The sequence below is a fragment of the Pedobacter sp. 22226 genome (genome assembly GCF_052045455.1).
Classification (GTDB): Bacteria; Bacteroidota; Bacteroidia; order Sphingobacteriales; family Sphingobacteriaceae; genus Pedobacter; species Pedobacter jeongneungensis.
Genome location: NZ_JBQEPB010000007.1, coordinates 370,182 through 394,935 on the forward strand (window position 1 = coordinate 370,182; position 24,754 = coordinate 394,935).

22 protein-coding genes and 2 tRNA genes are annotated in these 24,754 nt (G+C 39.3%); 14 read left to right on the plus strand and 10 right to left on the minus strand.

What is annotated here, in order from left to right; all coding sequences use genetic code 11:
* Window positions 1-27 precede the first annotated feature (27 nt).
* Window positions 28-3,429: an isoleucine--tRNA ligase gene (gene ileS, locus ACTJKC_RS17920; RefSeq protein ID WP_440794022.1), complete on the minus strand. Its 3,402-nt coding sequence runs from the start codon at window positions 3,427-3,429 to the stop codon at window positions 28-30.
* A gap of 83 nt (window positions 3,430-3,512) precedes the next feature.
* Between ileS and ACTJKC_RS17925 the strand changes: the two genes are divergently transcribed.
* The gene (locus ACTJKC_RS17925; protein ID WP_344852644.1) at window positions 3,513-3,701 is read left to right on the plus strand and encodes a hypothetical protein; all 189 of its coding nucleotides are present in this window, start codon (window positions 3,513-3,515) and stop codon (window positions 3,699-3,701) included.
* Window positions 3,698-3,967, plus strand: a complete 270-nt coding sequence (locus ACTJKC_RS17930) for an isoleucyl-tRNA synthetase (protein WP_440794024.1) — start codon at window positions 3,698-3,700, stop codon at window positions 3,965-3,967. The genes ACTJKC_RS17925 and ACTJKC_RS17930 overlap by 4 nt, the downstream gene beginning before the upstream one ends.
* Window positions 3,968-4,252: 285 nt before the next feature.
* Here the strand turns inward: ACTJKC_RS17930 and ACTJKC_RS17935 are convergent, their stop codons facing one another.
* Window positions 4,253-6,604 carry an efflux RND transporter permease subunit gene (locus tag ACTJKC_RS17935; protein WP_440794026.1) on the minus strand — a complete coding sequence of 784 codons (2,352 nt, stop codon included), beginning with the start codon at window positions 6,602-6,604 and terminating at the stop codon, window positions 4,253-4,255.
* A 115-nt stretch (window positions 6,605-6,719) separates the two neighbouring features.
* Between ACTJKC_RS17935 and recO the strand changes: the two genes are divergently transcribed.
* The 4 genes from recO (at window position 6,720) to ACTJKC_RS17955 (ending at window position 8,293) form a co-directional block, all read left to right on the plus strand.
* Window positions 6,720-7,445 (plus strand): DNA repair protein RecO, encoded by a 726-nt coding sequence (gene recO / locus ACTJKC_RS17940; RefSeq protein ID WP_440794028.1) that lies wholly within the window; start codon window positions 6,720-6,722, stop codon window positions 7,443-7,445.
* Between the two features lie 186 nt (window positions 7,446-7,631).
* Window positions 7,632-7,709: transfer RNA gene (locus ACTJKC_RS17945), tRNA-Val, on the plus strand.
* Window positions 7,710-7,856: 147 nt separating this feature from the next.
* Window positions 7,857-7,934: transfer RNA gene (locus ACTJKC_RS17950), tRNA-Val, on the plus strand.
* Window positions 7,935-8,041: 107 nt separating this feature from the next.
* Entirely contained in the window at window positions 8,042-8,293 is a 252-nt protein-coding gene (locus tag ACTJKC_RS17955) for a GIY-YIG nuclease family protein (protein WP_440794030.1), read from the plus strand.
* Between the two features lie 218 nt (window positions 8,294-8,511).
* Here ACTJKC_RS17955 and ACTJKC_RS17960 read toward each other — a convergent pair whose 3' ends face one another.
* Entirely contained in the window at window positions 8,512-8,928 is a 417-nt protein-coding gene (locus ACTJKC_RS17960) for a VOC family protein (protein WP_344852649.1), read from the minus strand.
* Window positions 8,929-9,357: 429 nt separating this feature from the next.
* On the opposite strand from ACTJKC_RS17960, the gene ACTJKC_RS17965 reads away from it, so the two are divergent.
* The 4 genes from ACTJKC_RS17965 (at window position 9,358) to ACTJKC_RS17980 (ending at window position 13,682) form a co-directional block, all read left to right on the plus strand.
* Window positions 9,358-10,695: a DUF3472 domain-containing protein gene (locus ACTJKC_RS17965; protein WP_440794033.1), complete on the plus strand. Its 1,338-nt coding sequence runs from the start codon at window positions 9,358-9,360 to the stop codon at window positions 10,693-10,695.
* A 120-nt stretch (window positions 10,696-10,815) separates the two neighbouring features.
* On the plus strand, window positions 10,816-11,727 hold the full coding sequence (locus ACTJKC_RS17970; protein WP_440794035.1) for a hypothetical protein: 912 nt from the start codon (window positions 10,816-10,818) through the stop codon (window positions 11,725-11,727).
* Window positions 11,728-12,085: 358 nt separating this feature from the next.
* Window positions 12,086-12,712 (plus strand): class I SAM-dependent methyltransferase, encoded by a 627-nt coding sequence (locus ACTJKC_RS17975; protein ID WP_440794037.1) that lies wholly within the window; start codon window positions 12,086-12,088, stop codon window positions 12,710-12,712.
* 73 nt (window positions 12,713-12,785) lie between these two features.
* Window positions 12,786-13,682 carry an NAD(P)/FAD-dependent oxidoreductase gene (locus ACTJKC_RS17980; protein WP_440794039.1) on the plus strand — a complete coding sequence of 299 codons (897 nt, stop codon included), beginning with the start codon at window positions 12,786-12,788 and terminating at the stop codon, window positions 13,680-13,682.
* 14 nt (window positions 13,683-13,696) lie between these two features.
* Here ACTJKC_RS17980 and ACTJKC_RS17985 read toward each other — a convergent pair whose 3' ends face one another.
* Window positions 13,697-13,861 (minus strand): hypothetical protein, encoded by a 165-nt coding sequence (locus ACTJKC_RS17985; RefSeq protein WP_344852654.1) that lies wholly within the window; start codon window positions 13,859-13,861, stop codon window positions 13,697-13,699.
* Between the two features lie 566 nt (window positions 13,862-14,427).
* Between ACTJKC_RS17985 and ACTJKC_RS17990 the strand changes: the two genes are divergently transcribed.
* The 4 genes from ACTJKC_RS17990 to ACTJKC_RS18005 all read left to right on the plus strand — a co-directional run bounded on the left by ACTJKC_RS17990 (window position 14,428) and on the right by ACTJKC_RS18005 (window position 19,599).
* Entirely contained in the window at window positions 14,428-14,763 is a 336-nt protein-coding gene (locus ACTJKC_RS17990; protein WP_025145298.1) for a PadR family transcriptional regulator, read from the plus strand.
* A 15-nt stretch (window positions 14,764-14,778) separates the two neighbouring features.
* On the plus strand, window positions 14,779-16,518 hold the full coding sequence (locus tag ACTJKC_RS17995; protein WP_440794041.1) for a PspC domain-containing protein: 1,740 nt from the start codon (window positions 14,779-14,781) through the stop codon (window positions 16,516-16,518).
* Window positions 16,519-16,609: 91 nt separating this feature from the next.
* Window positions 16,610-19,063 (plus strand): TonB-dependent receptor domain-containing protein, encoded by a 2,454-nt coding sequence (locus tag ACTJKC_RS18000; RefSeq protein WP_440794043.1) that lies wholly within the window; start codon window positions 16,610-16,612, stop codon window positions 19,061-19,063.
* Between the two features lie 173 nt (window positions 19,064-19,236).
* On the plus strand, window positions 19,237-19,599 hold the full coding sequence (locus tag ACTJKC_RS18005; RefSeq protein WP_440794045.1) for a hypothetical protein: 363 nt from the start codon (window positions 19,237-19,239) through the stop codon (window positions 19,597-19,599).
* Window positions 19,600-19,898: 299 nt separating this feature from the next.
* On the opposite strand, the gene ACTJKC_RS18010 is transcribed toward ACTJKC_RS18005, so the two are convergent.
* From ACTJKC_RS18010 to ACTJKC_RS18035, 6 genes are all read right to left on the minus strand, one after another.
* The gene (locus ACTJKC_RS18010; RefSeq protein ID WP_440794047.1) at window positions 19,899-20,444 is read right to left on the minus strand and encodes a hypothetical protein; all 546 of its coding nucleotides are present in this window, start codon (window positions 20,442-20,444) and stop codon (window positions 19,899-19,901) included.
* A 19-nt stretch (window positions 20,445-20,463) separates the two neighbouring features.
* Window positions 20,464-20,625 (minus strand): hypothetical protein, encoded by a 162-nt coding sequence (locus tag ACTJKC_RS18015; RefSeq protein ID WP_440794049.1) that lies wholly within the window; start codon window positions 20,623-20,625, stop codon window positions 20,464-20,466.
* A gap of 11 nt (window positions 20,626-20,636) precedes the next feature.
* Window positions 20,637-20,762, minus strand: coding sequence for a hypothetical protein (locus ACTJKC_RS18020; protein WP_440794051.1), 126 nt, complete (start codon window positions 20,760-20,762; stop codon window positions 20,637-20,639).
* Window positions 20,763-21,388: 626 nt separating this feature from the next.
* Complete coding sequence (locus ACTJKC_RS18025) at window positions 21,389-21,565, minus strand: hypothetical protein (RefSeq protein ID WP_344852658.1); 177 nt, start codon at window positions 21,563-21,565, stop codon at window positions 21,389-21,391.
* A 199-nt stretch (window positions 21,566-21,764) separates the two neighbouring features.
* Window positions 21,765-22,136 (minus strand): hypothetical protein, encoded by a 372-nt coding sequence (locus ACTJKC_RS18030; RefSeq protein ID WP_344852659.1) that lies wholly within the window; start codon window positions 22,134-22,136, stop codon window positions 21,765-21,767.
* Window positions 22,137-22,390: 254 nt separating this feature from the next.
* On the minus strand, window positions 22,391-23,122 hold the full coding sequence (locus ACTJKC_RS18035) for a DUF6261 family protein (RefSeq protein WP_440794053.1): 732 nt from the start codon (window positions 23,120-23,122) through the stop codon (window positions 22,391-22,393).
* Window positions 23,123-24,754 lie beyond the last annotated feature (1,632 nt).

The following is a 24,754-nucleotide window of genomic DNA, read 5'->3' on the forward strand; positions in this document are numbered from 1 at the left end:
TTTAATTTAGTTTTCTAATATATGGATTTATATTTTAGTTACTGAAATGCTTAACTCAACATCATCAATGGTGATTTTGTTTGCATTAGTTACAGTATCTGTTAATTCTAATTCGTCAGCTAATATTTCCGCGCAAATGTAACCCTTGTTTTTGGCAACTGCATTGGCTACCAGGTTATCATTTTGTAACGAAACTTTAATCCTATCGGTCACCTCAAAGTTTAACTCTTTCCTTAAATTCTGGATGCGGTTAACCAGTTCGCGCGAAATACCTTCCTGTTTCAGCTCTTCGGTAATGGTTACATCCAAAGCAACAGTTAGGCTACCCAGGTTAGTTACCTGCCATCCCGGAATATCTTCAGCAAAAACCTCTACATCATCATTTAAATCAATAGCATGCTGGAAATTATCACTGCCAAAAACATTGATGTAACCATCAACTTCAAGTCGCTGGATATCGTCCTGCGTCATGTTTTCTAAAGCTTCTTTCACCGTGCTCATATCTTTACCTACTTTTTTACCCAACGATTTAAAGTTCGGTTTCAGCTTTTTCTTTACGATGCCATGGGTATCGGTAATGAACTCGATATGTTTTACATTGGTTTCAGAAAGGATATAATCGGCCACTTTTGAGATTTTTTGTTCGAAATCGCCATTTAAAGATGGGATTAAGATTTTTTCAAGCGGCTGACGTACATTGATGCCCGATTTTTTACGCAGTGATAAAACCATCGATGAAATATCCTGGGCATAAAGCATTCTTTCGTTCAATGCATTGTCGATTAAACTTTGATCAGCTTCATTCCATAAGGTTAAGTGGACTGATTCTTCGGCGTAAGCATCTGTAACGGTTAAATTGCGGTACAACCAATCGGCAAAGAAAGGTGCCACAGGACTCATCAGCTGTGCCAGTGTTTCCAAACAGGTAAATAGTGTTTCGTAAGCAGCACGTTTATCATCAGTCATTTCGCCCTTCCAGAAACGGCGGCGGCTTAACCTGATGTACCAGTTACTTAAATGCTCATCAACAAAAGTCTGGATGGCACGGGTTGCCTTGGTTGGCTCGTAAGTATTGTAACTTTCGTCAACTTCGCTGATCAGGTTTTGCAGTAAAGATAAGATCCAGCGGTCTAATTCTGTTCTGTCTTCTACCTTGCTCAGGTTATTTTTGTCGATTTCGAATTTATCGATATTGGCATATAAAGCAAAGAAAGCGTAGGTATTGTACAGTGTTCCGAAGAATTTACGGCGCACTTCATCCAAACCTTCCAGACTAAATTTAAGGTTATCCCATGGCGAAGCATTGCTGATCATGTACCAACGGGTAGCATCGGCACTGTAAGTTTCGATGGTGCTGAAAGGATCGACCGCATTGCCTAAACGTTTAGACATTTTGTTGCCGTTTTTATCCAGTACCAATCCGTTTGAAACGACGTTTTTAAACGCTACACCAGGGTTGCCTACTTTTGCATTTACCGCTTTAATTTCATCGCTGGCCTCGCTAAGCATTACCGCAATGGCGTGCAGGGTAAAGAACCATCCACGGGTCTGATCTACACCTTCTGCGATAAAATCGGCAGCGTATGCATTTTCAAACTCCTCTTTGTTTTCGAAAGGGAAATGCCACTGTGCATAAGGCATGGCGCCGCTATCGAACCAAACATCTATGAGGTCGGTTTCGCGGGTCATTTTTTCACCTGTTGATGAAGTTAAAATTACATCATCAACATAAGGGCGGTGCATGTCTTTCAGTTCGAAACCGGCAGGCATAAAACCCGCTTCGATTGATTTTGCAATTTCTGCATTCAGTTCAGCGATAGAACCGATGCATTTTTCTTCCAAACCATCGGCAGTACGCCAAATCGGTAATGGTGTGCCCCAATAGCGTGAGCGTGATAAATTCCAGTCTACAAGGTTTTCCAGCCAGTTACCAAAACGGCCTGTCCCGGTCGATTCTGGTTTCCAGTTGATGCCTTTGTTCAATTCCACCATTTTATCTTTAACGGCAGTGGTTTTGATAAACCAGCTATCCAGCGGATAATATAAAACCGGTTTGTCGGTTCTCCAGCAGTGTGGATAGGTGTGGACGTATTTCTCTACCTTGAAGGCTTTGTTTTCTTCTTTTAACTGGATGGCAATTTCTACGTCGACAGATTTCTCCGGCGCTTCGCCATCTTTGTAATATTCATTTTTAACGTATTTGCCACCGTAATTTCCGCCTAAAGCCGCAATAAATTTTCCTTGCAGGTCTACCAACGGAACGGCATTTCCTTTATCATCCAATACCAGCATTGGTGGTATTTCTGGTGTAGCCAGTTTAGCTACACGCGCATCATCTGCACCAAAAGTTGGGGCGGTGTGCACAATACCGGTACCATCTTCGGTAGTTACAAAATCTCCCGAAATTACCCTAAAAGCATTTTCCAGGTTTTGATATGGCAATACATATGGCAATAACTGCTCGTATTTTATACCCACTAAATCTGCTCCGACAAATTCTGCCAAAACAGCATAAGGGATTTTTTTATCTTCCGCTTTGTAATTCGTAAAAGCTTCTTCTCCCTCAGCTAAGAAGTATTTTCCGGCAAATTGTTTGCCTACCAAAGCTTTCGCCAAAACCACCTGGATTGGCTCAAAAGTATATTGATTAAAAGTTTTTACCAATACGTAATCGATCTTTGGCCCTACGGTTAAAGCTGTATTACTAGGTAAGGTCCAAGGGGTAGTCGTCCAGGCTAAAAAATGAACTTCACCAAAGCCTTTTAAAGCTTCAGGTAAAGTCGATTCGATGGTTTTAAACTGTGCCACAATTGTGGTGTCGCTTACATCCTTATAAGTTCCCGGCTGGTTTAACTCGTGTGAGCTTAAGCCCGTACCTGCAGCAGGCGAGTATGGTTGTACAGTATAGCCTTTATATAAAAATCCTTTATCGTAAAGTTGTTTTAAGATCCACCAAAGGGTTTCGATGTATTCGTTTTCGTAGGTGATGTACGGATTTTCAAGATCAACCCAATAACCCATTTTTTCGGTCAGGTCGTTCCAAACGTCCGTATAACGCATTACCTCGGTACGGCAAGCTTCGTTATATTCGTCAACGCTGATTTTTTTACCGATATCTTCTTTGGTAATACCCAGTTTTTTCTCAACAGCAAGTTCGATCGGAAGACCATGCGTATCCCAGCCACCTTTACGTTTAACCTGGTAGCCTTTTAAAGTTTTATAGCGGCAAAAAATATCCTTAATTGCACGCGCCATTACATGGTGGATGCCCGGCATGCCATTGGCAGACGGTGGTCCTTCGTAAAAAGTAAACGGATTAGATTTAGGACGGGATGAAATACTTTTCTCAAAGATATTTTCCTTTTTCCAAAAATCCAGTATTTCCTGCCCTATTTTGGCAAGTTCCAGTTGTTTAAATTCGCTATACATCAATCAGGTACCTCAAAAAATTAAGGTTGCAAAGTTAACAGAATTGACTGAATTTTGGTAGTTTTGATGTAAATACTTTTAACGTGAAATTATTTAATATCGGGCTTACACTGATGATTGTAGCTGTAATTGCATTGCCTGTTGTAGCAGTTATCAATCCATCAAACCGCGATTTTGTGCTTTATGCATTTTATTTCTGCGGCTTGCTCGAACTAATTGGGCTCATCTTTGTTTTAATCCATATTATTACACTAAAAAGAAAGACCCTATGATCAAGCTGTTAAAATTGCAGAAAGCCGTTTTTGTACTCATTGCTGGTGTACTTTCTTTTATTGCCTATAAAATTTTAGATGCTAACGGAATCAAATCAGGCATCTATTTACAAATGCTGGCAGGTGTGCTCATTATTATCGGTGCGCTATGGCTGTTATACCCGATTTTATTTGCCAAAAAAGATAGCGATGGCAATGCCGAAATCATTACCGATCCAACGGTCGAAGTTCCGGTAGATGAAGAAGAAAAGCCGGCAACTGAGTAATATTCTTAAATGACCAGTTTTTTTTTGAGCCTATGTCTTATGTGGTTTTAAAAAGTTTTTTGTAAAGCAAGGCCGGTATTTCATTTTAATGTTCGTCCTGCTGTTCGCTTTAGCCCTCATGCTTCGGGGCTGTCGCTGCCATCAGGTTTAGGTTACCTGGGCTGGTGCAAAAATTAAATACAATTCTATACATAGCCTTGGGTTTGAACCCAAAGCAATAATAATATTGTGTTAATTTTAGGTGACCAAAACTCCAGTCTCCAAACGCCCAACTCCTAACTGGTCTTAATGGTCAAACTCACCTGCGTTTTTCGCCGATTCTTCATCAGAAACCACTTTTCTTACTTTCTTTTTATCTAACCACAATACCAGTGCAGGCAATAAAGTTAGGTTAAAGATTAAGGCCACCAATAAAGTTATCGATAAAAGTAATCCTAATACTACCGTTCCACCAAAGGTAGAGGCCGTAAAAATCCCGAAGCCAAAGAATAAGATTAAGGCAATGTGCGTCATACTTACACCGGTTTCGGTAATCGTATCCGTAATTACTTTGGGTACACTAAAATTCGTCAGGTTTAGTTCCTGCTGGTAGCGTGTAAGAAAATAAATTGTCTGGTCTGATGCCAGACCAAAAGCAATGGTGAAAATTAAAATGGTAGAAGGTTTTAGGGAAATTCCGAAATAACCCATAATACCGGCGGTAATAATTAAAGGGACAATGTTTGGTAATAATGAAATAAACATAATGCCCAAACTTTTAAATTGTGCCAGCCTTAAAAGCGATATTAACACAATGGCAAGCGCAATACTCTCCACTAAATGCCTTAACATATAATCTGTTCCTTTCGAAAAGATGATGCTCGATCCGGTAAGTTCTACATCAAATTTTGATGGAGGCAAAATGCTGTCGATCCTCGGTTTTAGTTCTGCCATAATCGCATCCAGGCGTTTCGAACCCACATCAGCCATTTGAAAACTGATCCTCGTGCTTTGATTTCCTTTGCTGATAAAGTTGGTTAACAAACTTGCATTTCCTTTACCACCATTGGCAATATAGGCCAGGATAAAGTTCTTCTCTAAGTTATCAGGCAGGCGGAAAAATGTAGAATCGTTATTGTAAAATGCCTGAGTGGCGTATTTTAAACCCATATTTACCGAAATGGAGCGCGAAAATTCCGGATAGGCAGAAATCATTTTCTCCAGTTTTTCCATTCTTTTCAGATTGGTTAAATTGAAAACGCCATTCTTTTTCTTGGTATCTACACTTACCTCAAGCGGTAAAATACCTTCAAAATTTTTCTCAAAGAATTTTAAATCCGTTAAAATTTCAGAGTTTTTCGGTAAATCATCAACCACGTATCCGTTAACGTTGATTTTCATTACGCCAATAAAAGCAATAATCGAAATGATAATCGTTCCGATGTAAATCAAACCGCTTTTCTGCTGAACGAGGGTATCGGTTTTAACCAATAATTTATGCAGAAAACCTTCGTCAATATGGGTTTGCGGTTTAAGTTTTGGTGCCGGCAGGTAACTGAAAATAATCGGGATTAAACATAAACACATTAACCACGTAACCATCACGTTTATACAGGCTACGCTACCGAATTGCATCAATAACTCACTTCCGGTAAAATAAAGCACCCCAAAACCAATGGCTGCCGTAATATTCGCAATCAGCGTGGTAATGGCAATTCTTTCTATCGTAACGCTTAGTGCTTTTTGCTTGTCGCCATGTTTGCGAAGCTCATTCTGGTATTTGTTCAGCAATAAAATACTGTTCGGGATGCCGATAATTACAATCAGAGGTGGAATCAGCCCCGTTAAAATAGTCAACTCGAAGCCGAATAAAACAAGCGTTCCGATGCTCCAGATTACGCCCATTATCACCACTAAAATAGGGAAGAATACGGCATAGAATTTTTTAAAGAAAATCAATAAGATTAATGCTGAAACCAGGATTGATAAGCCCAGGAACAATACAAATTCGTTACTCACCAGTTTACTAACTGCGGTGCGGATATAAGGCAAACCGGAAATATGTACCTGAATTTTAGTAGAAGCCTGAAAAGCCTTTGCCTTAGCTTCAATTTCTTTTAAAATAGGATTGCGTTCGGCTGTATTTAAGATTTTGGTATCGAAAGTAATGGCCATTAAAGTTGCATTCTTCCGGTTGTACACCAGTCCTTCGAAGAAAGGATTACTGTAAATGGTGTTTTTAATAGAATCCATTTCGGCATCAGTTTTAACTAGGCCACCCGGTAGTGGTTTTAACACAAATTTTTGGTTAACAGTGTCTTTTTCGAGCTGAAAAATCCGCCCTGAGGATAAGACCTGTTTAATGCCTTTCAATTTCTGGATTTCGTTAGAAAGCTGAACCCATTGGTTGTAAACTTCTTTTTTAAAGATATCGGGCGACTGTATGCCCACCACCATCACACTTCCATCCTCACCAAAAGTCTTTTTAAAAGCATTGTATTTTACAAATGCGCTATCGGTAACGGGCAGGATTTTACTCCCTGTATAAGAGAGTTTTACATTTTTGGCCTGATAAGCCATAAAAACGGTTCCTAAAACGAAAAATACGATGATTGCGATACGGTTCTGAAGAATAAATCTCGATAGCTTAACCCACATGTGCAGCTTAGTTTAATAATAATGGCAAAACTAATCTTATTTGTAAAACACGATTACTTTTTGCGCAATTAAATTTGCACAAATAACATACTTTTGAAAAAAATGTTTTAACAGCATGTTACACAAAGTCAGGGGCATTGTATTGAAGACCACCAATTACAGCGAAAGCAGTGTGGTGGTTCAGGTACTTACCGATAAATTCGGGATGCAGTCTTACCTTATTAATGGGGTTAAAAAACCAAAGGCCAAGATTAAAATGAACATGTTGCAATCACTTCATCTTTTGGATATGGTGGTTTACCATAAAGCAAATACCAATATCCAGCGGATCTCGGAAGTGCGCCAAACACCTGTTTTTAAAAGTATTCCTTACGATATGGTTAAAACCAGTATCGTTATTTTCTTAAATGAGGTGTTGTATAAAAGTATCCGGCATCAATCGGCTGATGAAAGTTTGTTCGATTATATTTTTAATTCGATAGCCTGGTTTGATGAAGTAGAGGAGATTAATCCTAATTTTCATTTGTCCTTTTTATTAAAGCTTACGCGGTTTTTAGGGTTTTCGCCTAACGGAAAAAGAAGGAACGACCAGATTTATTTCGATCTGCAGGAAGGGGAATTTACGTCCAGGCTGCCAATCCACTCCAATTACCTTCATTTAGATGATGCTATTGGCTTTATTTCGCTTTTCAGTTCTCCACTCGAAAAAATTTCTGAAATAAAGTTAAGTAATACCCAGCGGCGCTTTTTATTAGATAAGATATTGGTTTTCTATACCTTACATACAGCCTCCTTTGGGGTGGTGCAATCGCATAAAATCCTCGAAACTTTGTTAAGTTGAAAAAAAAGAAAAAAAGATTTGCAGAACAGTTTTATAGCGCTATATTTGCATTCCCAAACGGAGGATGGGACGTTAAGTTTGACAAAATATAAAAGGGAAATTAGCTCAGCTGGTTCAGAGCATCCCGACGTTACAGTCGGGAGGGTCGGATCGAGAAAGCCGAGATAATTTTAAATAATACCAACAGGGAAATTAGCTCAGCTGGTTCAGAGCACCTCGTTTACACCGAGGGGGTCGGGGGTTCGAACCCCTCATTTCCCACCACTAAAAGCCTTTCAATTTATTGAGAGGCTTTTTTATCAAACTTAACATACATAAGGGAAATTAGCTCAGCTGGTTCAGAGCATCCCGACATTACAGTCGGGAGGGTCGGATCGAGAAAGCCGGGATAATTTTTAAATATTACCAACAGGGAAATTAGCTCAGCTGGTTCAGAGCACCTCGTTTACACCGAGGGGGTCGGGGGTTCGAACCCCTCATTTCCCACCATTAAAAGGTCTTCAATTATATTGAAGACCTTTTTTTTAGTTCATATAGAAATCTATCCTTATTAGGCTTAAAAAATAAACATCCTAAATAATTAAATAATTGTTAAGATGTTTTATACCTATATCCTATATTCAAAAGTCCGTGATAAATATTATGTCGGATCCACTATTAACTTAACAGAACGCTTAAAAAAGCACAATACAAAACATGCAGGTTTTACCGGGCACACAGGTGATTGGTGCATCTTTTGGTTTCAGGTTTTTGAAACTAAAAGGGATGCAATACTCAGGGAAAGGCAGATCAAAAACTGGAAAAGCAGGATTATGATAGAAAAATTAATAAGCTCAACTGGTTTATAATAGTTCCTTTACACCGAGGTGGTCGTCCCGATTGAGATCGGCATCATTTCCCACCATTAAAAGCCTTTCAGATTACTGAGAGGTTTTTTTTGTGCTGTCATTCTGAAGGCAGTGAAGAATCCCCAACCTATGAAACGCCATCTCTAATAGATATTATTAATGTGTCAAGTTTTAAAGACCCTTCAATCCTTTCCAGGATAACACAAAACTATAAACAATTATTTAGGCTCCCATAATTCAATTTTATTCCCTTCCGCATCCATGATATGGATAAATTTTCCAAAATCATAAGTGGCAATTTCATCGAGTATGGTTACGCCATTTTCTTTGAGTTTTTCCAATAGCGCTTCAAGATTTTGAACGCGGTAATTGATCATAAACTCCTTTTTTGACGGAGAAAAATATTCATCTCCTTTTTTAAAAGGGCTCCATTGAAGTGATTCAACTTCATCTGGATTGTTGATATTCCTGGAATCAAAACTTACTGAACCCCAGGCATTGATTTCAACGCCTAAATTTTTAGCATACCAATCTTTTGTTTCCTTCGGATTATCTGAAAAAAAGAAAATACCACCTATTCCCGTCACCATTGGTGTGGTATTATCAGCTGAAGTTGAGTTTTTGGAATCTTCCATATCGATCGTTTTTTAGTTGAATTATAAATTTAGCAACAATTTATATTTGTTTTTCTTTTAGTTTCAGGATAGCGTAAAATCATTTTGATTAATGGCGTTTTTCTTCACACAAACGATTGATTGTTGCCCTAAACAAAATCTAATCTCCTGTTTTTTTTAAATGAATCGGCAAGGCTAAATCAAACTATTTTGCCCCAAAAATAATTTTATTCAAATTACAATTAATCTGTAGTATTAATACTGATGTATCAGGATTGTTTAGCAAAATTATTTAAATCCTATGTTATTTTAAAACAAACGTTTGCGTGGTTTTTTATCCGGGAATATGGTAGAAATGCTTTATTGTAGTATTAAATTAGAGAAAGCAAGTTCCTGTTGTAAGTCTCTGTTTAACACATTATTACTAACCATAAATCCCAAACCAAATCAATGAAAAAGTCTATTAAATCAATTTCGGGCCTGGCTATACTGGGTTTCGTATTATTTACCTGTTCCTGTAAAAAACAAGAAAACCTGATGGGTGCAGATGGTTCATCTTCAGATCAGAATAAAAAACTGGCGCTTGCAAATGTCCAGTCGCTTGGCGGTACATCGTTAACCGTTTCAATGGGCGGAAATGCTTTTGTAACCACCTTAGCGCCGGGTGGGGCAGAAACGGTAACTTCTACAAAGCTGGCAAACTGGACCAATGCCAACAGTATTTTCAGTTCCTATTTCAGAATCGGAAATACAGGATCACTAACCGTGGCGGTAAAAGCATCGGTACCAAGTGGCACAAGTGTTTTAAAAATTACCATAAACGGTACGCCATTTAATGTAACAGCAACCGGTACAGCCAACACCACTTATACGGTCGGTACGGTTAACATCGGTACCCCTGGTTACGTAACCGTTCAATTCCAGGGCGTAAGTAAAACCGGGTCTTACTTTGCTGATGTTTCCGATCTTGTAATCAGCGGACCTGCAGTAGCATCAAATGTATATTATGCCAACGATCCTGCCAATTATTACTGGTCGAGGAGAGGGCCATCGGTTCATTTAGGATTCGCTGCTCCTGCCAATACAGAATGGTTTTATAATGAAGTTAAAGTACCAACAGGTGAAGATAAGATCGGGAGTTATTACATGGCCAATGGTTTTGATGGAGGCTATTTTGGGATACAGGTGAATTCGGCTACAGAGCGCAGGATACTATTCTCTGTATGGAATCCAACAGGTGGAACCACAACCTGGACGAGAAAGGGAACCAATGTTGTTGCCACTAATTTTACAGGCGAAGGTGAAGGCGGACAATCATACCTTATATACAATTGGGTTGCCGGAAATACCTATAAGTTTTTAACACAAGGCAAGCCCGATGGAGCAGGCAATACCGTTTACTCATCGTGGTTTTATGCACCGGAATCAGGAACCTGGACGTTTATGGCATCGTGGAAAAAACCAAACACCAATAGTTATTTAACAGGATTATATTCCTTCCTTGAAAACTTTAATGATAAAAATGGTTATCTGGGCAGAAAGGCCGAATACAATAACCAGTGGGTACGCAATGCGGCTGGTACCTGGACCGAAATTACTACGGCCAATTTTACGGTAGATGCCACAGGAGGTAACCAGCAAAGAATGGATTTTGCCGGTGGCGTTTCGGGGGGTAAATTTTACCTGCAAAATGGTGGTTTTTTTGCCAACTATGTTACCGCGAACCAATCGTTTACCAGAACAGCTACCGGTATCGCACCAACCGTTAATTTAACTACGCTTCCTTAGTTCCAAAAATTTTAATTGCAAAGCAGGATGATGTGTACTGCTTTGCAATTATTTTAATCTGTATAATTATTTACCTTATTCAATTATATATCCGAAATTGCCTGCTGAAAAACAGCGGTAATGCTCAGTAAAGTAATCAGGTTTATTTTCTTTGGAAACTACTTTGTAGGGATTTTGGCAGTCGCCCTTACCTTAGAAGCCACTTTTCAATTAAGACTGCCTTTTAATTCCTTAAATTATTACCTGCTGTTATTTCTGGCACCGACCATTTATTATACTTACGCCTACAACAAGGTTTCTACTGCACCATCAACTACCAATCCCCGTAATCAATGGTATTTTAAACATAAAACTTTTATTAACCGGAGTCAGGCAGTGCTTTTTATCAGTTGCATGCTGCTGGCTGTTAATCTGCTTTACCAAAATTTTCAGCACATTCTGGCACTTCCGCTCAGTTACTGGGTTGCCATTGTAATTATTATCGTTGCAGGAGGTTTGTATTACGGTTTATTGCCTAAATCTTTTCTTCAGTTTAATCTCCGCAATACCGGTTGGTTAAAAGCTTTCGTAATCGGTTTTGTTTGGGCCTGTTGTGCCAATGTACTGCCGCTGATTATGCTTAAAATCGAAACAGGGGTGGGGTATCACGATTCAGTACTGTGGACCTGGTTGTTTATTAAAAACTGGATGTTCTGCACCGTAAATGCAATCATTTTCGATATTAAAGATTACCCAACCGATGCCAATAAACACCTTCGGACTTTTGTAGTACGTTACGGTTTACGGAGAACCATTTTTAATATTTTAATCCCGCTGTTAATTATCGGTCTAATCTCTTTAGGCATATTTGCCAGCTACAAAGGTTTTGGTCTCCCCCAGGTTTTATTCAATGTTTTACCTTTTATTTTAACCATCTATGTCGCTTATTCTATGCATAAGAGAAAAAATATCCTTTATTATCTGATGGTAATTGATGGTTTAATTCTATTTAAGGCAATATGTGGCATAATAGGAATGCAGTTTGTACATTAAGCTGAAAGACCAAAGAGTAAAGCGGTTAATTGTTTGAATTGGTTAACTGGTTAATTGTTAGCGAGGCGCTTTAAGGGTTAATTGTTTGAATTGGTTAACTGGTTAATTGTTAGTGAGGAGCTTTAAGGGTTAATCGTTTGAATTGGTTAACTGGTTAATTGTTAGCGAGGCGCTTTAAGGGTTAATTATTTGAATTGGTTAACTGGTTAATAGCTGGCTGGAAGTATTAAACTGAATGACCAAAGCGCGTATTATCTCTGAGCGGTTTATCTTGATACTAATTACTTGATACTAAATACTTGATACTAAACGCACTTGATACCTAATACTAAGCACTTTACCCCGACTACCTGATACGATGAACAACAACTACGATAAAATAGCCAATCATTACGATACCTTAAGCCGTTTGGTGTTTTTTAAATCGCAGGTTAATGCACAGGTCAGTCAGCTTAAATATATTCCAAAAAATAGTTCGGTTTTAATTGTAGGCGGTGGAACAGGCTGGATATTGGAAGAAATTGCCAAAATATATTCCGGTGGTTTAAAGATTGTGTATGTAGAAATATCAGCTAAAATGATTGCACTTTCTCAAAAACGGAACTGTAAAAATAACCAGGTCGAATTTGTGAATCTTGGCATTGAGAGTTTCGAAACGGATATTGTATTTGATGTGATTTTAACGCCTTTTCTTTTTGATAATTTCGCTGAGCAACGTGCCGCAAAAGTATTCAACCAGTTAAATGCGTGTTTAAAAAAAGACGGACTGTGGTTTTTAGTCGATTTTTCTCTTAATCAAACAAACGGGAGCTGGTGGAAATGGCTGTTGCTCAAATCGATGTACAGCTTTTTTAAATTACTCGGAATTGTAGAGGCAACCCGGCTTATCGATATGAATCCTTACTTTTTGAATGCAGATTATCAGATCTTAGAACTGCAGTCGTATTATAGAAGCTTTATCAGGGCAGTCATCTATAAAAAATAAAATGACATTTAATTAATGCATCAATGTTGCATTTAAAATTTGAATTCAGATCTTTGTAGCAAAAGATAAGGATATGGATTTTGATGTAATTATAATTGGAGGTAGCTATGCTGGTTTATCTGCCGCGTTAACTTTGGGCCGCTCAACCCGCAATGTTTTGGTAATTGATGCTGGCAAACCCTGTAACAGGCAAACCCCTCATTCGCATAACTTTTTAACACATGATGGCGATCGGCCAGCTGAAATTTCAGCAGCTGCAAAGGCTGAAGTATTAAAATATCCAACAGTTAAATTTATAAGCGCCAAAGCCGATTCGGCAAAACAACTAGAAGATGGTTTTAGTGTTGGCCTGGAAGATGGACAATATTTTACTTCGCGCAAAATATTATTGGCAACAGGTTTAAAAGATACCCTGCCTGATATTAAAGGATTGGCCGCATGTTGGGCCATTTCTGCAATACATTGTCCTTATTGCCATGGCTACGAAGTAAAAAATGAAAAAATAGCTTTGTTGATGAATGGCGAACATGCCTTTGATATGGCAACAACTCTACACTTATGGAATAAAGATTTAACCATTTTAACCAATGGAAAATCACAATTAACTGCCGAACAGGCTGAAAAACTAAAAGCTAAATCGATTACTGTTTTAGAAGAGGAAATTTTTGAACTCGAACATCAGAACGGCCACCTGGAAAACGTTGTTTTTAAAAACGGAGAAAAAATAGCTTTTAAGGCAATTTATGTTAAACCTGAAATAGAACAGCACGTAAATTTTAACGAACAACTGGAGTTTGAATTAACAGAGCTGAAAACGATAAAAGTAAATGAGCAGCAGCAAACCACTGCTAAAGGCGTTTATGCCGCAGGAGATTGTGCAACCTTGTTCAGGTCGTTATCTATTATTACAGCCGCCGGAACCATGGCTGCAGTGATGATTAATAAGGAGTTAATTTCTGAGGATTTTTGAGCAATCATCGGAAATTAAAATAAGATGGCACCAGCAATAGTAGCAATAAACATGGCTGCCATTACAATTCTGTCAGCATTGATCCATTGATCTCTTGTAAGTGGTGCTGCAACTTTTTTTACGGTTTCTGCTTTGTGCCTCGAAAGTCTGAAAACCGATGTATCTAATTTAATAAGCATATCAAAATGTTTTAATTGGGGTCGATTTTCTTAAGGCAAATCCCAAGCCAAAAATCCAGAAAAATGTTAAATTGTTAATAACTTATATTTTTTATTAATTAATTGATAGTTATACGGTTGTAAAATACTGTAGTCAATTTAAAAAGGGTGATTAGCCTGTTTGATATTCAATACAGCGCGATCACCCTGTGTGTATAGTTGGCTAACTTACGAAGTTTAGAAAGGGAACAGGTGTAAGCCAATTCCGTAAGTTTAGCGAGGGGCCAACTGCCATTGTAATCTAAACCTGATAGCGCCAGATAGCCCCCGGTTTCGGGAAAAAATATTGTATTTAAAACCTTTTTAACCGGGGCTATGGGCAATAGCAGGACTGCCGGAACCAAAGGATTACAGGTCTTTGCTTTTCCAAAAAGGATTATAAATTTCTATTTTCTACTAAATTTCTTCCAGACAGCAAAATTTTATTATAAATTATTAAACTGATAATCAGCTGTTTATGATTTTACTTTGATTTATTTTAGTACTATGTATTGCATGGTAGTATATAAAACATATATCTTTGTTATATGATAGCAGAAAATACGCAAACGCAAATGCGGAAGGGAATTCTGGAATATTGTGTTTTATCAATCATCTCACGGGGCGAAATTTATGCTTCGGATATTATTGCTGAATTAAGGTCGGCAAAGCTGTTGGTGGTTGAGGGTACATTATATCCATTATTAACCAGGCTTAAAAACAACGGTTTGTTAAGCTACAACTGGGTAGAATCTACCTCAGGCCCACCGCGTAAATATTATACCTTAACCGAAGATGGTCGGGGCATTTTATCACAATTAGATCAAACCTGGCAGGAGCTGGCTTATGCTGTAGGTATTTCACAAAAAGGAGCCAATTCATAATTAGTAAAAAAGGAAATGGAAAAGACCATCATCATCAATATAGGGAACACGATTATTCACATCGAAGAAAGTGCCTACGAACTCTTAAAGGCCTACCTTAACGAAGTAAAGCAATATTTTGCCAACCATGCAGATGACCTTGAAATTGTAACGGATATTGAAAACCGGATTGCAGAATTATTAACTGAGCAACTGGAAGAGCAGAAAAAGCAGGTTGTAGATTCGGCCAATGTAAACTCGGTTATTGCGCAGATGGGTAGGGTACAGGATTTTGATACCACCGAAGAAGGTGAAGAAGAACCTGTAATCAATACTACTTATCAGTACCAGTACACGGAGAAAAAACTATACCGCGATATGGACGACCGCGTGGTAGCAGGCGTTTGTGCAGGTATTGCGCATTACGTAAACGCAGATCCTAAATGGATCAGGCTGGCTACATTGCTGATTAGCTTTGTTGGTGGCTTTGGCGTATTGGTATATGTGCTTCTTTGGATTATCATGCCGAAAGCGAAATCGCGGATAGAGAAAATGGAAATGAAAGGTGAGCCCGCAAACCTTCAGGGTTTTCAGAAGAACCTCGACGAAGAATTACAGGCGGTTAAGGAACGCTTAAGTGAAGTAAATAAACATGCACAACCAATATTCGGACGGATAGGCATTTTTATCGGTGAGTTTTTCGAATGGCTGGGCCGTTTTATTTCGGGCACAGGGAAAGTGATTTTTAAAGTGATAGCCGGCTTTATCGTGGTGTTTGGAGTATTATTTCTACTGACGCTGATTATTGGCGTGGCCGCTTTCCAGGGATTTTGGGATGCCAGCATTTACGAATATTTCCCCCTCTCTATTGTTAATGAAAGCAACAGGGGAATTATTTTATTGGGTGCATTTATTGTATGTTTTGTGCCTATTCTGGCTTTGGTATTATTCTCCATCAGGGTAGCATTTAACAAACAGGCCATTAATAAAACCCTCTCTTTTGCGCTGTTAATTATCTGGCTGGCTGGTGTAGCGGTAACGGGTTATCAGGCGGCGAAGATTTCATCAGAATTTAAACAGCATGCAGAGTTAACGCAAACTGTCGATTTAAAATCTTTACCTGCTTATACCATTAATATCGATAAGAGTAAGTATTTCAGTAAAGAAGATAGTGTGGCTTACCACATCGATGCAAATAACCGCCACCAGATTGTGGTTGATGATTTTGAAGACGGACCATTTGTTTCGCTAAACCATATCCGCATTGATATTGACAAAAGCGAAACCGGTGTTACGCGTTTAACACAGAAGTATGAATCGCAGGGTAAAACCTTTCAAAGTGCGTTGCAGAATGCGCAGAACATCAGCTACAGTTATGTGGTGAAAGATTCGGAGTTGATTTTTAGTCCACGTTTTCAACTGAGGAAAGGAACCATCTGGCGTAACCAGGAAGTAAGGTTAACCCTTGAAGTTCCGGTGGGTACGAAATTGATTTTAAAGGAAGATACTTACCGTTACATTAATAATTACTGGACCTGGGATTGTAAAAACAGCGAAAACGACCACAATGATTATACAGTTTGGATTATGACAGAAGACGGCTTGAAATGCGTTGCGCAATTAAAAGAAGAAGCGATTAAAAAGGAAGAACTTCGAAAAGAACTGTCTGAGTTGGAGCTGTTGCAAAAGAATAAAACAGATGACGTGATTTACCAGGATTCTGTTTCAAACCGGATGAGGGAAGTTAAGGAAGAGCTGGGGATTAAGCTCCAGTAATTGTTCTAATCAGTACAAAACCTAAGCAGGTCGTCATTGAGGAATGAGGATAAGGGCAACCGGCATAAAGCACACATAAGAAAAAGAAACCATGAAAACATTATTTACGCTAATTGCATGCCTTATGGTGTGTGGGACATCTTTTGCCCAAAAATTAAATAAACTCAGCGGTAAAATCGTTGATGATAAGACCGTTCCGGTGTCGTTTGCCATTGTTAGGGTGTTGAATTATCCCGATACCACCGCGATTAAAAGTGTATCGACCAATATAGACGGCGAGTTTACCATCGACCAGTTAAAAAGTGGTGAATATCAGTTATCGGTTTCGGTTGTTGGTTTCAAAAGTAAAAGGACAGATCGTTTTTCGCTTAGCGGAGATTTTACCCTGCCAGCCATCAGCATCGAGGGTTTAACTAAACAGCTGAAAGAGGTGAGTGTGCAGGGCAAAAAACCTTTTGTTGAACACCAGATTGATAAAACGGTGCTGAATGTAGAGAACAGCATCGTTTCGGCAGGGAGTACCGCACTCGAAATTTTAGAGAAAGCACCAGGAGTACAGTTAGACAGGCAGAATGAACAGATTTTATTAAACAACAAGTCGGGTGTAATGGTGATGATTGATGGAAAAAATAACTTTTTATCGGCGTCAGATTTAACCATTTATTTAAACAGCTTAAGCAGCAGCCAGATTGCTACAATAGAAATTATTACCAACCCGTCTGCCAAATATGATGCGGCGGGTAATTCGGGGATTATCAACATCAAATTAAAAAAGAATAAGGCCTTTGGTACCAATGGCAGCGTTTCATCAACCTACCGCAATGCCATAAGGGCTAACCTGCCTGTTAATGTTTACGGATCGGAGGTTAACTTTAATTTAAACCACCGCGTAGAAAAGTGGAATTTTTACACCAACGCAAATGCCTCCAAAAACAATAATTTCTCCAACTTATTTTTAGAACGAAGCACCAATGCCAACGGTTTACAAAGCGCATTTAATCAAAACTTTCAAAAAATATACAACGGATCGCGGCTGGCTGCAAAAGTGGGTGCTGATTACTATGCGGGTGAAAAAACTACAATAGGTATTATGCTGGATGGCAGCACCAGCACCCGTAAACTGGATAATTTCTCTCAAACGTTCATTAATGAAACCCAAGCCGGTGTGGTAAGCAATAATTCGTTAATCCTGATGGGTGATGCCAATACGCCAAACAAAAATTACAGCGCAAACTTTAACATCAAACACGATTTTAAAAAGGAAGGTGCCAGTTTAAATTTTGATGCCGATTACTCAGGCTTTGATTATTCGGGAGTGGAAAATTTTAACACTAATTTTTATGATGAAAAAGGCCTCGTTTACAACAACACCAACATCAGGAACAACAGTAAAACAGCCATTGATATTTATGCCGCAAAAACAGATTTTACCTGGCCAATATCTAAAACGACAAAGCTTGAAACGGGCCTGAAAAGTACCTATGTAAAAACCAATAACGATTTTCTTTCATCTGCATTAATCAATAACGGGTGGCAGAATATTGCCGGGCAAAGCAATAACTTTATTTATAAGGAAAACGTAAATGCGGCTTATGCAAATTTATCTAAAGATTTTGGCAAATGGCAGGTTCAGGCAGGTTTGCGGGCAGAGTACACACAATCTACCGGAACATCGGTGACCAATAACACTGAAGCAAAGCAGCATTATTTATCGTTATTCCCGACTGTTTTTGTGAGTCAGAAGATTTCGGAGAGCAGTAATTTACGTTATTCGTACGGCAGGCGCATAGACCGGCCGAATTACCAGCAGTTAAACCCTTTTAATTTTTACATGGATCCTTATACCATACAACAAGGTAATCCATATTTAAAACCTCAGTTTACCAATAATTTCGAGGTGAGCTATAGCTATAAAAGCGGTCTGTCTTTCTCGCTGAGTTATTCTAAAACTAAAGACCTCATTTTGGATAGTAAAACGGCACAAAACGACAGCACCAGGATTGTTACGGTTGGGCAAGGCAATATAGGCAGTGGACAATATTATACTGCAGGCTTATATTTCCCGCTTGCCATTGCCAAATGGTGGAATTTGCAGCAAAATTTTAGCCTGTTTTATAATAAATTTAATGATGATAACTTAGAAGGTGCACCTTTTATGCTCAGCAAGGTATCGTACAACTTTAACATCACCAGCTCCGTTACTTTACCAGATAACTGGACATTGGAAACCAATTTCTGGTTAAATTCTCCCCGTGTGCGTGGTTTAGAGCGAACTACTATTTACCAATATGCTCTAAATATGGGCGTGCAAAAAAGTTTCTTAAATAAGGCTCTAAAATTCAGGTTAAATGTAGACGATATTTTCCAAACCAATTACTGGAAAGGCACGCTCGATTATCAGAATGTGAATTTAAGGGTTCAGAACAATTACATTAGCAGAAGGGCTTCATTCAACATCAGTTATAGCTTTGGTAACCAGAATTTAAAATCAAATCAAAACCGGAAAACAGCTGCTGATGATATTAAAAACAGAGCGGGGGGATAGTTATTAGTCATTAGTCATTCGTCATTAGTCATTAGTTTGGAGTCCTTAGTCCGGAGTCGGAAAGTCAGAGGTCCGAGGGTTGGGCGCCAAGGGATGAAGCCGGGCTCGCTTTTCGATTAACCGATTTAAACAATTAACCATTTAACCACCTTTAAACCAGATAACCAACTGATATGAAAAATATATTTTATAGTATCGCAATTTTATTTACCGTTTTAAGCTGCGGCTGCCATGGTGGCGGAGGTTATTTATCCATCAGTACTCAGGATACGAACAACTCATTTAGCTTCGAAGCCAGGTATGCTGAAGGTAAAACAGCCAAACTGGAGCAATACCTCGACAGCGCACTGAACAATGAACTTCCATTGGATCAGAATATTGATCTGTTCGTAAATTTAAATGCCAGTGATAAATTTAACCTCAAGGCTAAAAAAGGTTGGCTGGAGATCGGTTTTGATAAAAGGAACAGTTCGCTGGCAGGCTACATGAAAGTGAAAAAACTGACGGAAGGGATTAAGCAGAAGTTATCGGAGTAATCGCGGTTTTAACCGCAGAGCGCGCGGAGGGAAGGCACAGAGAACGCAGCATTCGGCAGTTGTTCTTTTTGCACCATTATCTTCGGACTCCGGTCTCCTGACTTTCGGACTTTTGCACCATTATCTTCGGACTCCTGTCTGCTGACTTTCGGACTTTTCCGCATTTTGTTTTTCTTCCGCAGATTTAAGGAAATCAGCGCAGAGTTTTGAGAAATATAATAGATTAATCGTCATTGCGAAGCGAAGCGTCGGTGTGTGGGGGAGCGTGAAGCAATCTTTGAAATGGATTTATATGCTTATCAATCTTCTTCTACCGAACAGCTGATCCAGTAAATTCCCATCTGTCCTCTGTTGTTCATGCTTCCTTTGGGTAAATGTTTTATTGGAGATGCTAAAACGGTATGATCTGCTTCTTTTACAAATTTTGTTAAAGCATCAAGACTTAGTTCAGAAAAAGGAAGTATCGTGAAATCCCAACCCGAATAATAAGATAACATCCACGTAAATTCTTGATCAGTTTTATGGTTGATGAGGTACTCATTAAGGATTGAATAAGATTCGAAAACGACTGCATTATCCAGATCCTGAATGCCTGTATAGCAGCTTGGCTCAACCTGTGCATACCAATTTAAGAATATCAGTCGTTTTAGGATTTCGAGTTTTGTTTCTTCATCTTTTGCATTCAAAAATAAATCGAGATAACTTTTGTGAAGGTTCCTATATTGATCGAAAATTCCCTCTTCCTGCAGTTGTTTATCTCTATGGTCCATATTCCCATTCAGGGACTCTGCATATTCGTATAATTCCAATTCCAGGTTTGATAGGGTATCGATGGTTATTTGCATTTAAATTCTTTACTTTATTCTACTGACCAATAATTTCGATATGATCTCCACTGGTTATTGCAAACTGTTTGGTTAGCTGGTTAAAAGCCATTTTTGGCATCTCTTCAATATGGTGAATGATCGACGAGTTCTGCAAGCCACTTGATAAACTCTCGTCTTGATCAACTATTTGCCTTTTCATACTGATTAAGTTCAAACTATAGTAGCCTGATCTTTATACCATTTCCGCTTCTCTCTTTTTAGCGTCCACCTCAATAACAGTGGGTTGATGATCAGTTCAAATAAAATTTCAAATAAAATAGTGAAAATAGCTTCCATAATCTTTTAAATTATTATCAGTTCGGTTCTAATTATAGCTGTTAGTTTTAATAACCTTATCTCCTTCCAAACATAAATACCGGTTTACCTGATAAGTTTAGCGCTTCCCTACTTTAAGCCCATTGGGCAGATGTATGGCTAAAACAGCATAGTAATCAGTTTCTATTTCTACTGCCTGTCCGGAATGTTTAATTCATCTCAAACATGTTTGTTGCATTAATTGCTTTGGAACGAACAGGAGATTGATGTTCAATTAAAGATATAAGTATTCAGCTAATCATGCAAGTGATAACAGGTTTCAATTAATATAATGATCAGCGGGAACAAAAGTGTAGGGTTGAGTGGAGCGTTTACAGACTGAGGGTTACTGTTATTCCCGTCTGGTAACTATTAGATCGACTGACAGCCATAAAGTGCTCATGAATGTCTTTGATAAAAAGAAAACTTATGTTAATCGTAATCCACGTACATTAAGATTCCTGCGTGGGAATAACGACTACTATTGAAGTCTGTTAAAGGGTAGCCTGTCGAAAGATCTTTTCAAAATAAACTTTGATGTGTTTCGACAGGCTCAACACGACAGAACCTGAAAGGATTAAATGGTGATATAACCCTGTTATCCGGCTTTAATGCTTAACATCAGCCGGTGCATTTGTGGTAGAATCTGCTGTAGAATCAGTATGGGTATCGATCCTTTTACTCGTATCAGTATATTTGTGCATCGTATCGGCATTTTCCTCGCCGGCTTTTTTACCTGTACATGCCGATAAGGCTAAACCCAGGGCAGTAACTAAGATTATCATTTTCGTTTTCATATTTGATGTTATTGGTGTATCAATACAATTCTTTTTAGCCGGCAATTGTTTTGAGAATGGTTAAATTAGTTTGGAGTTGAGGGGTTGGCCATTTGAAAATTGTGATTTGGTTATTATCCCTGTTTCGTCGTTGCAAACGGAAGGGAGGAGATCAGCGGTGGTATGAAGCAATCTGTTTAGTTGGTTACTACTCCTTATTTTTCCTCATGATGAAAACAATACCGGAGGTGCCGCCTGAGCCCGAATAGGTATCGGTATAATCGAGTGTTTGTACAAGTTCGTACTGGCTTTCTACCATATAGTTCAGTATTGCAGCATACGATTTCTTGTTGGTAAGTGTTTCAGAATACTGCCTGCCATCTTTTAACTGCTCTGGCGTATCTCCGAAATCTACATCTACCTTTAATCTTCTGGATAGGAATTTCCCCTGAATCAAAATATAAGCGTACGAATATTTTTTATCCTGCGTGAGGGTTCCTGTACCGGTCTTTTTTGTTTCTTGCGAAAAACCAGCTAAAGAGAGTGTGGATAGAAATAGCAGTGTTAATATGAATTTCATGATGGTTAAATTTTTTTACTGTTGTGCAATATTGCTAATGGACAATATAAAGGATATGCTGAACAGCTACAAATTTAGTTGATTATGATTTTGTTAAATGCAGCTGATCGGGGAAGCTAACCGCAGATTTAAAAGTTTAAAGCAAAGTGTTGGTATTAAATAAATAATTAGCCACAGGTAACAAGGATACACACAGATATGATGTACCAATATAAAGATCAGTATTTATCTGTGTGCACCGGTGTTTAAAAGAATCAACTCTCTGTGGGTTCTTCGCCCTTGCCAGTTGTGCGGCGGCTTTGCAACAGTGTATAAGTGCTGATGTTCTGGTTCAGCAAATTAACGGTAGATGCCCAGGGTTCTGCACCATCATTAATATCGAAGTTAGAGTTTATCCGCGTACGCAATTTGTAATACAGCTCGTTTGCCTTGTTGCGCAGTTCTCTGAGTTTTTCGGTTGGTGCGGTGGCCAGTTCTTCGTTACGTTTGGCATAAGCCGCATTAAAATCGTTATTGGCTGTTTCTAGCTCGGTTAACCAATTGCCCAAATTTAAGGCCGTTACGGCCGCCTGTAGGTCGGGTTTGTTTTTCCAATCGTTAACAATATTGCGGAGGATAGTACTTTCGGTCTGGTAATTTTCGATAGCTATGCGTGGACCAAATAAGGCTAAATGGGCTGATAGGGTTTTTGCATATTTGTTTATTGCCGGATCTGGACTATAGGTTAAACTTTGTACATGTAAATTAATACCGTTGATGGCATCGTCCCTGCGCTTATCGAGATTTTCAATTTCTTCGGTTATCAAACTTCCCTGGCTAATTTTGAATAGCTTTTCAATATCATCTTTTGCTGCAAGCAGCGCATCGTACTGTGTACTAACATTAAGTTTTTTTGGATTATTTTTCGATACAACGTTTAAGGCATCGGTTATAAACTGGATATACTCTCCGTTGCGGAGCGTTTGTAATACGATTGAGTTAATCATAGGATCTTGAATTTAGTGGTTAATTTTGTTTTTGCGTTTTTTACTTTGCTTTGGTGCCACCTATGGTGGGGAGGTTTCAAAGTAACTTTGCTTTGGCGCTACCCATGGTGGCAAGGTTTCAAAGTAACTTTGTTTTAGTGCCAACTATGGTAGCGAGGTTTCAAACAAACTTTGATTTGATGCCACTTATGGTGGTGAGGTTTCAAAGTAATTTGTCTCTTTTAACCAAAAAAGTTGCTTACTTGATTGTTTTAGTACTGTTTTTGCCGAACGCGGAGGTTCCCTAATCATGCCTGTTATTGCCATAACCTTTAAATTTTAGGGGTAATAAAACCCGTTAATAAAATGTGGGATAATTTGATTAACCGTGCGGATGGGAAATAATTAATGCACCGTTAAAAAGGGATAGCACTAAGATAACAAAATGGGTAGTTACCGTCAAATTTAGTTTGGAGTTGGGAGTTTTTAGTTTGGAGTTGAGTTTGTCTTATAACTGAGATTAGATGATTGGGATTCGGCTGGGTAGTCCGAAGTCGGCAAGACCGGGGTCCGGGGTTTGGGGTATTATAGCGAATCGCCCCTCGTCTTGTCATTGCGAACCGAAGGGCAGGGCTGGTGAGGTGGAGTGAAGCAATCTTTTAAATTTAGTAACCCCATCTGTGTTTTCCATGCGTGCGTAGCTTTTATCTCCTCGGCTCGTCATTTCGACCGGAGTGCAACGAAGCGGAGAAATCTATTTTACGAAACCTTACCCCCGCTGGGTAGTCCGAAGTCGGAAAGACCGGAGACCGGGGTCGGGGGTATTATAGCGAATCGCCCCTCGTCTCGTCATTGCGAACCGAAGGGCAGGGCTGGTGAGGTGGAGTGAAGCGATCTTATTAATTTAGTAGCCCCATCTGTGTTTTCCATGCGTGCGTAGCTTTTATCCCCTCGTCTCGTCCTTTCGACCGGAGTGCAACGAAGCGGAGAAATCTATTTTGAGAAACTTACCCCCGCTGGGTAGTCCGAAGTCGGAAAGACCGGGGTCCGGGGTTTGGGATATTATAGCGAATCGCTCCTCGTCTCGTCATTGCGAACCGAAGGGCAGGGCTGGTGAGGTGGAGTGAAGCAATCTTATTAATTTAGTAGCCCTATTTGTATTTTCCATGCGTGCGTAGCTTTTATCCACTCGTCTCGTCATTGCGAACCGAAGGGCAGGGCTGGTGAGGTGGAGTGAAGCAATCTTTTAAATTTAGTAGCCCCATCTGTGTTTTCCATGCTTGCGTAGCTTTTATCCACTCGTCTCGTCATTTCGACCGGAGTGCAACGAAGTGGAGAAATCTATCTTACGAAACTTAACCCCCGCTGGGTAGTCCGAAGTCGGAAAGACCGGAGACCAAGTTTGGGGTATTATAGCGAATCGCCCCTCATCTCGTCATTGCGAACCGAAGGGCAGGGTTGGTGCGACGGAGTGAAGCAATCTTATTAATTTAGTAGCCCCATCTGTGTTTTCCATGCGTGCTAGCTTTTATCTATTCGTCTCGTCCTTTCGACCGGAGTGCAACGAAGCGGAGAAATCTATCTTACAAGACTTACCCCCGCTGGGTAGTCTGAAGTCGGAAAGACCGGGGTCCGGGGTTTGGTGTACTATAG

Bases quoted from the DNA above. Each gene is read 5' to 3' on its own strand.
- ACTJKC_RS18030 (WP_344852659.1), bottom strand. From the start codon at position 22,136: ATGAAATTCATATTAACACTGCTATTTCTATCCACACTCTCTTTAGCT.
- ACTJKC_RS17980 (WP_440794039.1), top strand. From the start codon at position 12,786: ATGGATTTTGATGTAATTATAATTGGAGGTAGCTATGCTGGTTTATCT.
- ACTJKC_RS18025 (WP_344852658.1), bottom strand. From the start codon at position 21,565: ATGATAATCTTAGTTACTGCCCTGGGTTTAGCCTTATCGGCATGTACA.
- ACTJKC_RS17990 (WP_025145298.1), top strand. From the start codon at position 14,428: ATGATAGCAGAAAATACGCAAACGCAAATGCGGAAGGGAATTCTGGAA.
- ACTJKC_RS18015 (WP_440794049.1), bottom strand. From the start codon at position 20,625: ATGAAAAGGCAAATAGTTGATCAAGACGAGAGTTTATCAAGTGGCTTG.
- ACTJKC_RS17935 (WP_440794026.1), bottom strand. From the start codon at position 6,604: ATGTGGGTTAAGCTATCGAGATTTATTCTTCAGAACCGTATCGCAATC.
- ileS (WP_440794022.1), bottom strand. From the start codon at position 3,429: ATGTATAGCGAATTTAAACAACTGGAACTTGCCAAAATAGGGCAGGAA.
- ACTJKC_RS17930 (WP_440794024.1), top strand. From the start codon at position 3,698: ATGATCAAGCTGTTAAAATTGCAGAAAGCCGTTTTTGTACTCATTGCT.
- ACTJKC_RS17955 (WP_440794030.1), top strand. From the start codon at position 8,042: ATGTTTTATACCTATATCCTATATTCAAAAGTCCGTGATAAATATTAT.
- ACTJKC_RS17985 (WP_344852654.1), bottom strand. From the start codon at position 13,861: ATGCTTATTAAATTAGATACATCGGTTTTCAGACTTTCGAGGCACAAA.
- ACTJKC_RS18005 (WP_440794045.1), top strand. From the start codon at position 19,237: ATGAAAAATATATTTTATAGTATCGCAATTTTATTTACCGTTTTAAGC.
- ACTJKC_RS17970 (WP_440794035.1), top strand. From the start codon at position 10,816: ATGCTCAGTAAAGTAATCAGGTTTATTTTCTTTGGAAACTACTTTGTA.
- ACTJKC_RS17960 (WP_344852649.1), bottom strand. From the start codon at position 8,928: ATGGAAGATTCCAAAAACTCAACTTCAGCTGATAATACCACACCAATG.
- ACTJKC_RS17995 (WP_440794041.1), top strand. From the start codon at position 14,779: ATGGAAAAGACCATCATCATCAATATAGGGAACACGATTATTCACATC.
- ACTJKC_RS18035 (WP_440794053.1), bottom strand. From the start codon at position 23,122: ATGATTAACTCAATCGTATTACAAACGCTCCGCAACGGAGAGTATATC.
- ACTJKC_RS17965 (WP_440794033.1), top strand. From the start codon at position 9,358: ATGAAAAAGTCTATTAAATCAATTTCGGGCCTGGCTATACTGGGTTTC.
- recO (WP_440794028.1), top strand. From the start codon at position 6,720: ATGTTACACAAAGTCAGGGGCATTGTATTGAAGACCACCAATTACAGC.
- ACTJKC_RS17975 (WP_440794037.1), top strand. From the start codon at position 12,086: ATGAACAACAACTACGATAAAATAGCCAATCATTACGATACCTTAAGC.
- ACTJKC_RS18000 (WP_440794043.1), top strand. From the start codon at position 16,610: ATGAAAACATTATTTACGCTAATTGCATGCCTTATGGTGTGTGGGACA.
- ACTJKC_RS18010 (WP_440794047.1), bottom strand. From the start codon at position 20,444: ATGCAAATAACCATCGATACCCTATCAAACCTGGAATTGGAATTATAC.
- ACTJKC_RS18020 (WP_440794051.1), bottom strand. From the start codon at position 20,762: ATGGAAGCTATTTTCACTATTTTATTTGAAATTTTATTTGAACTGATC.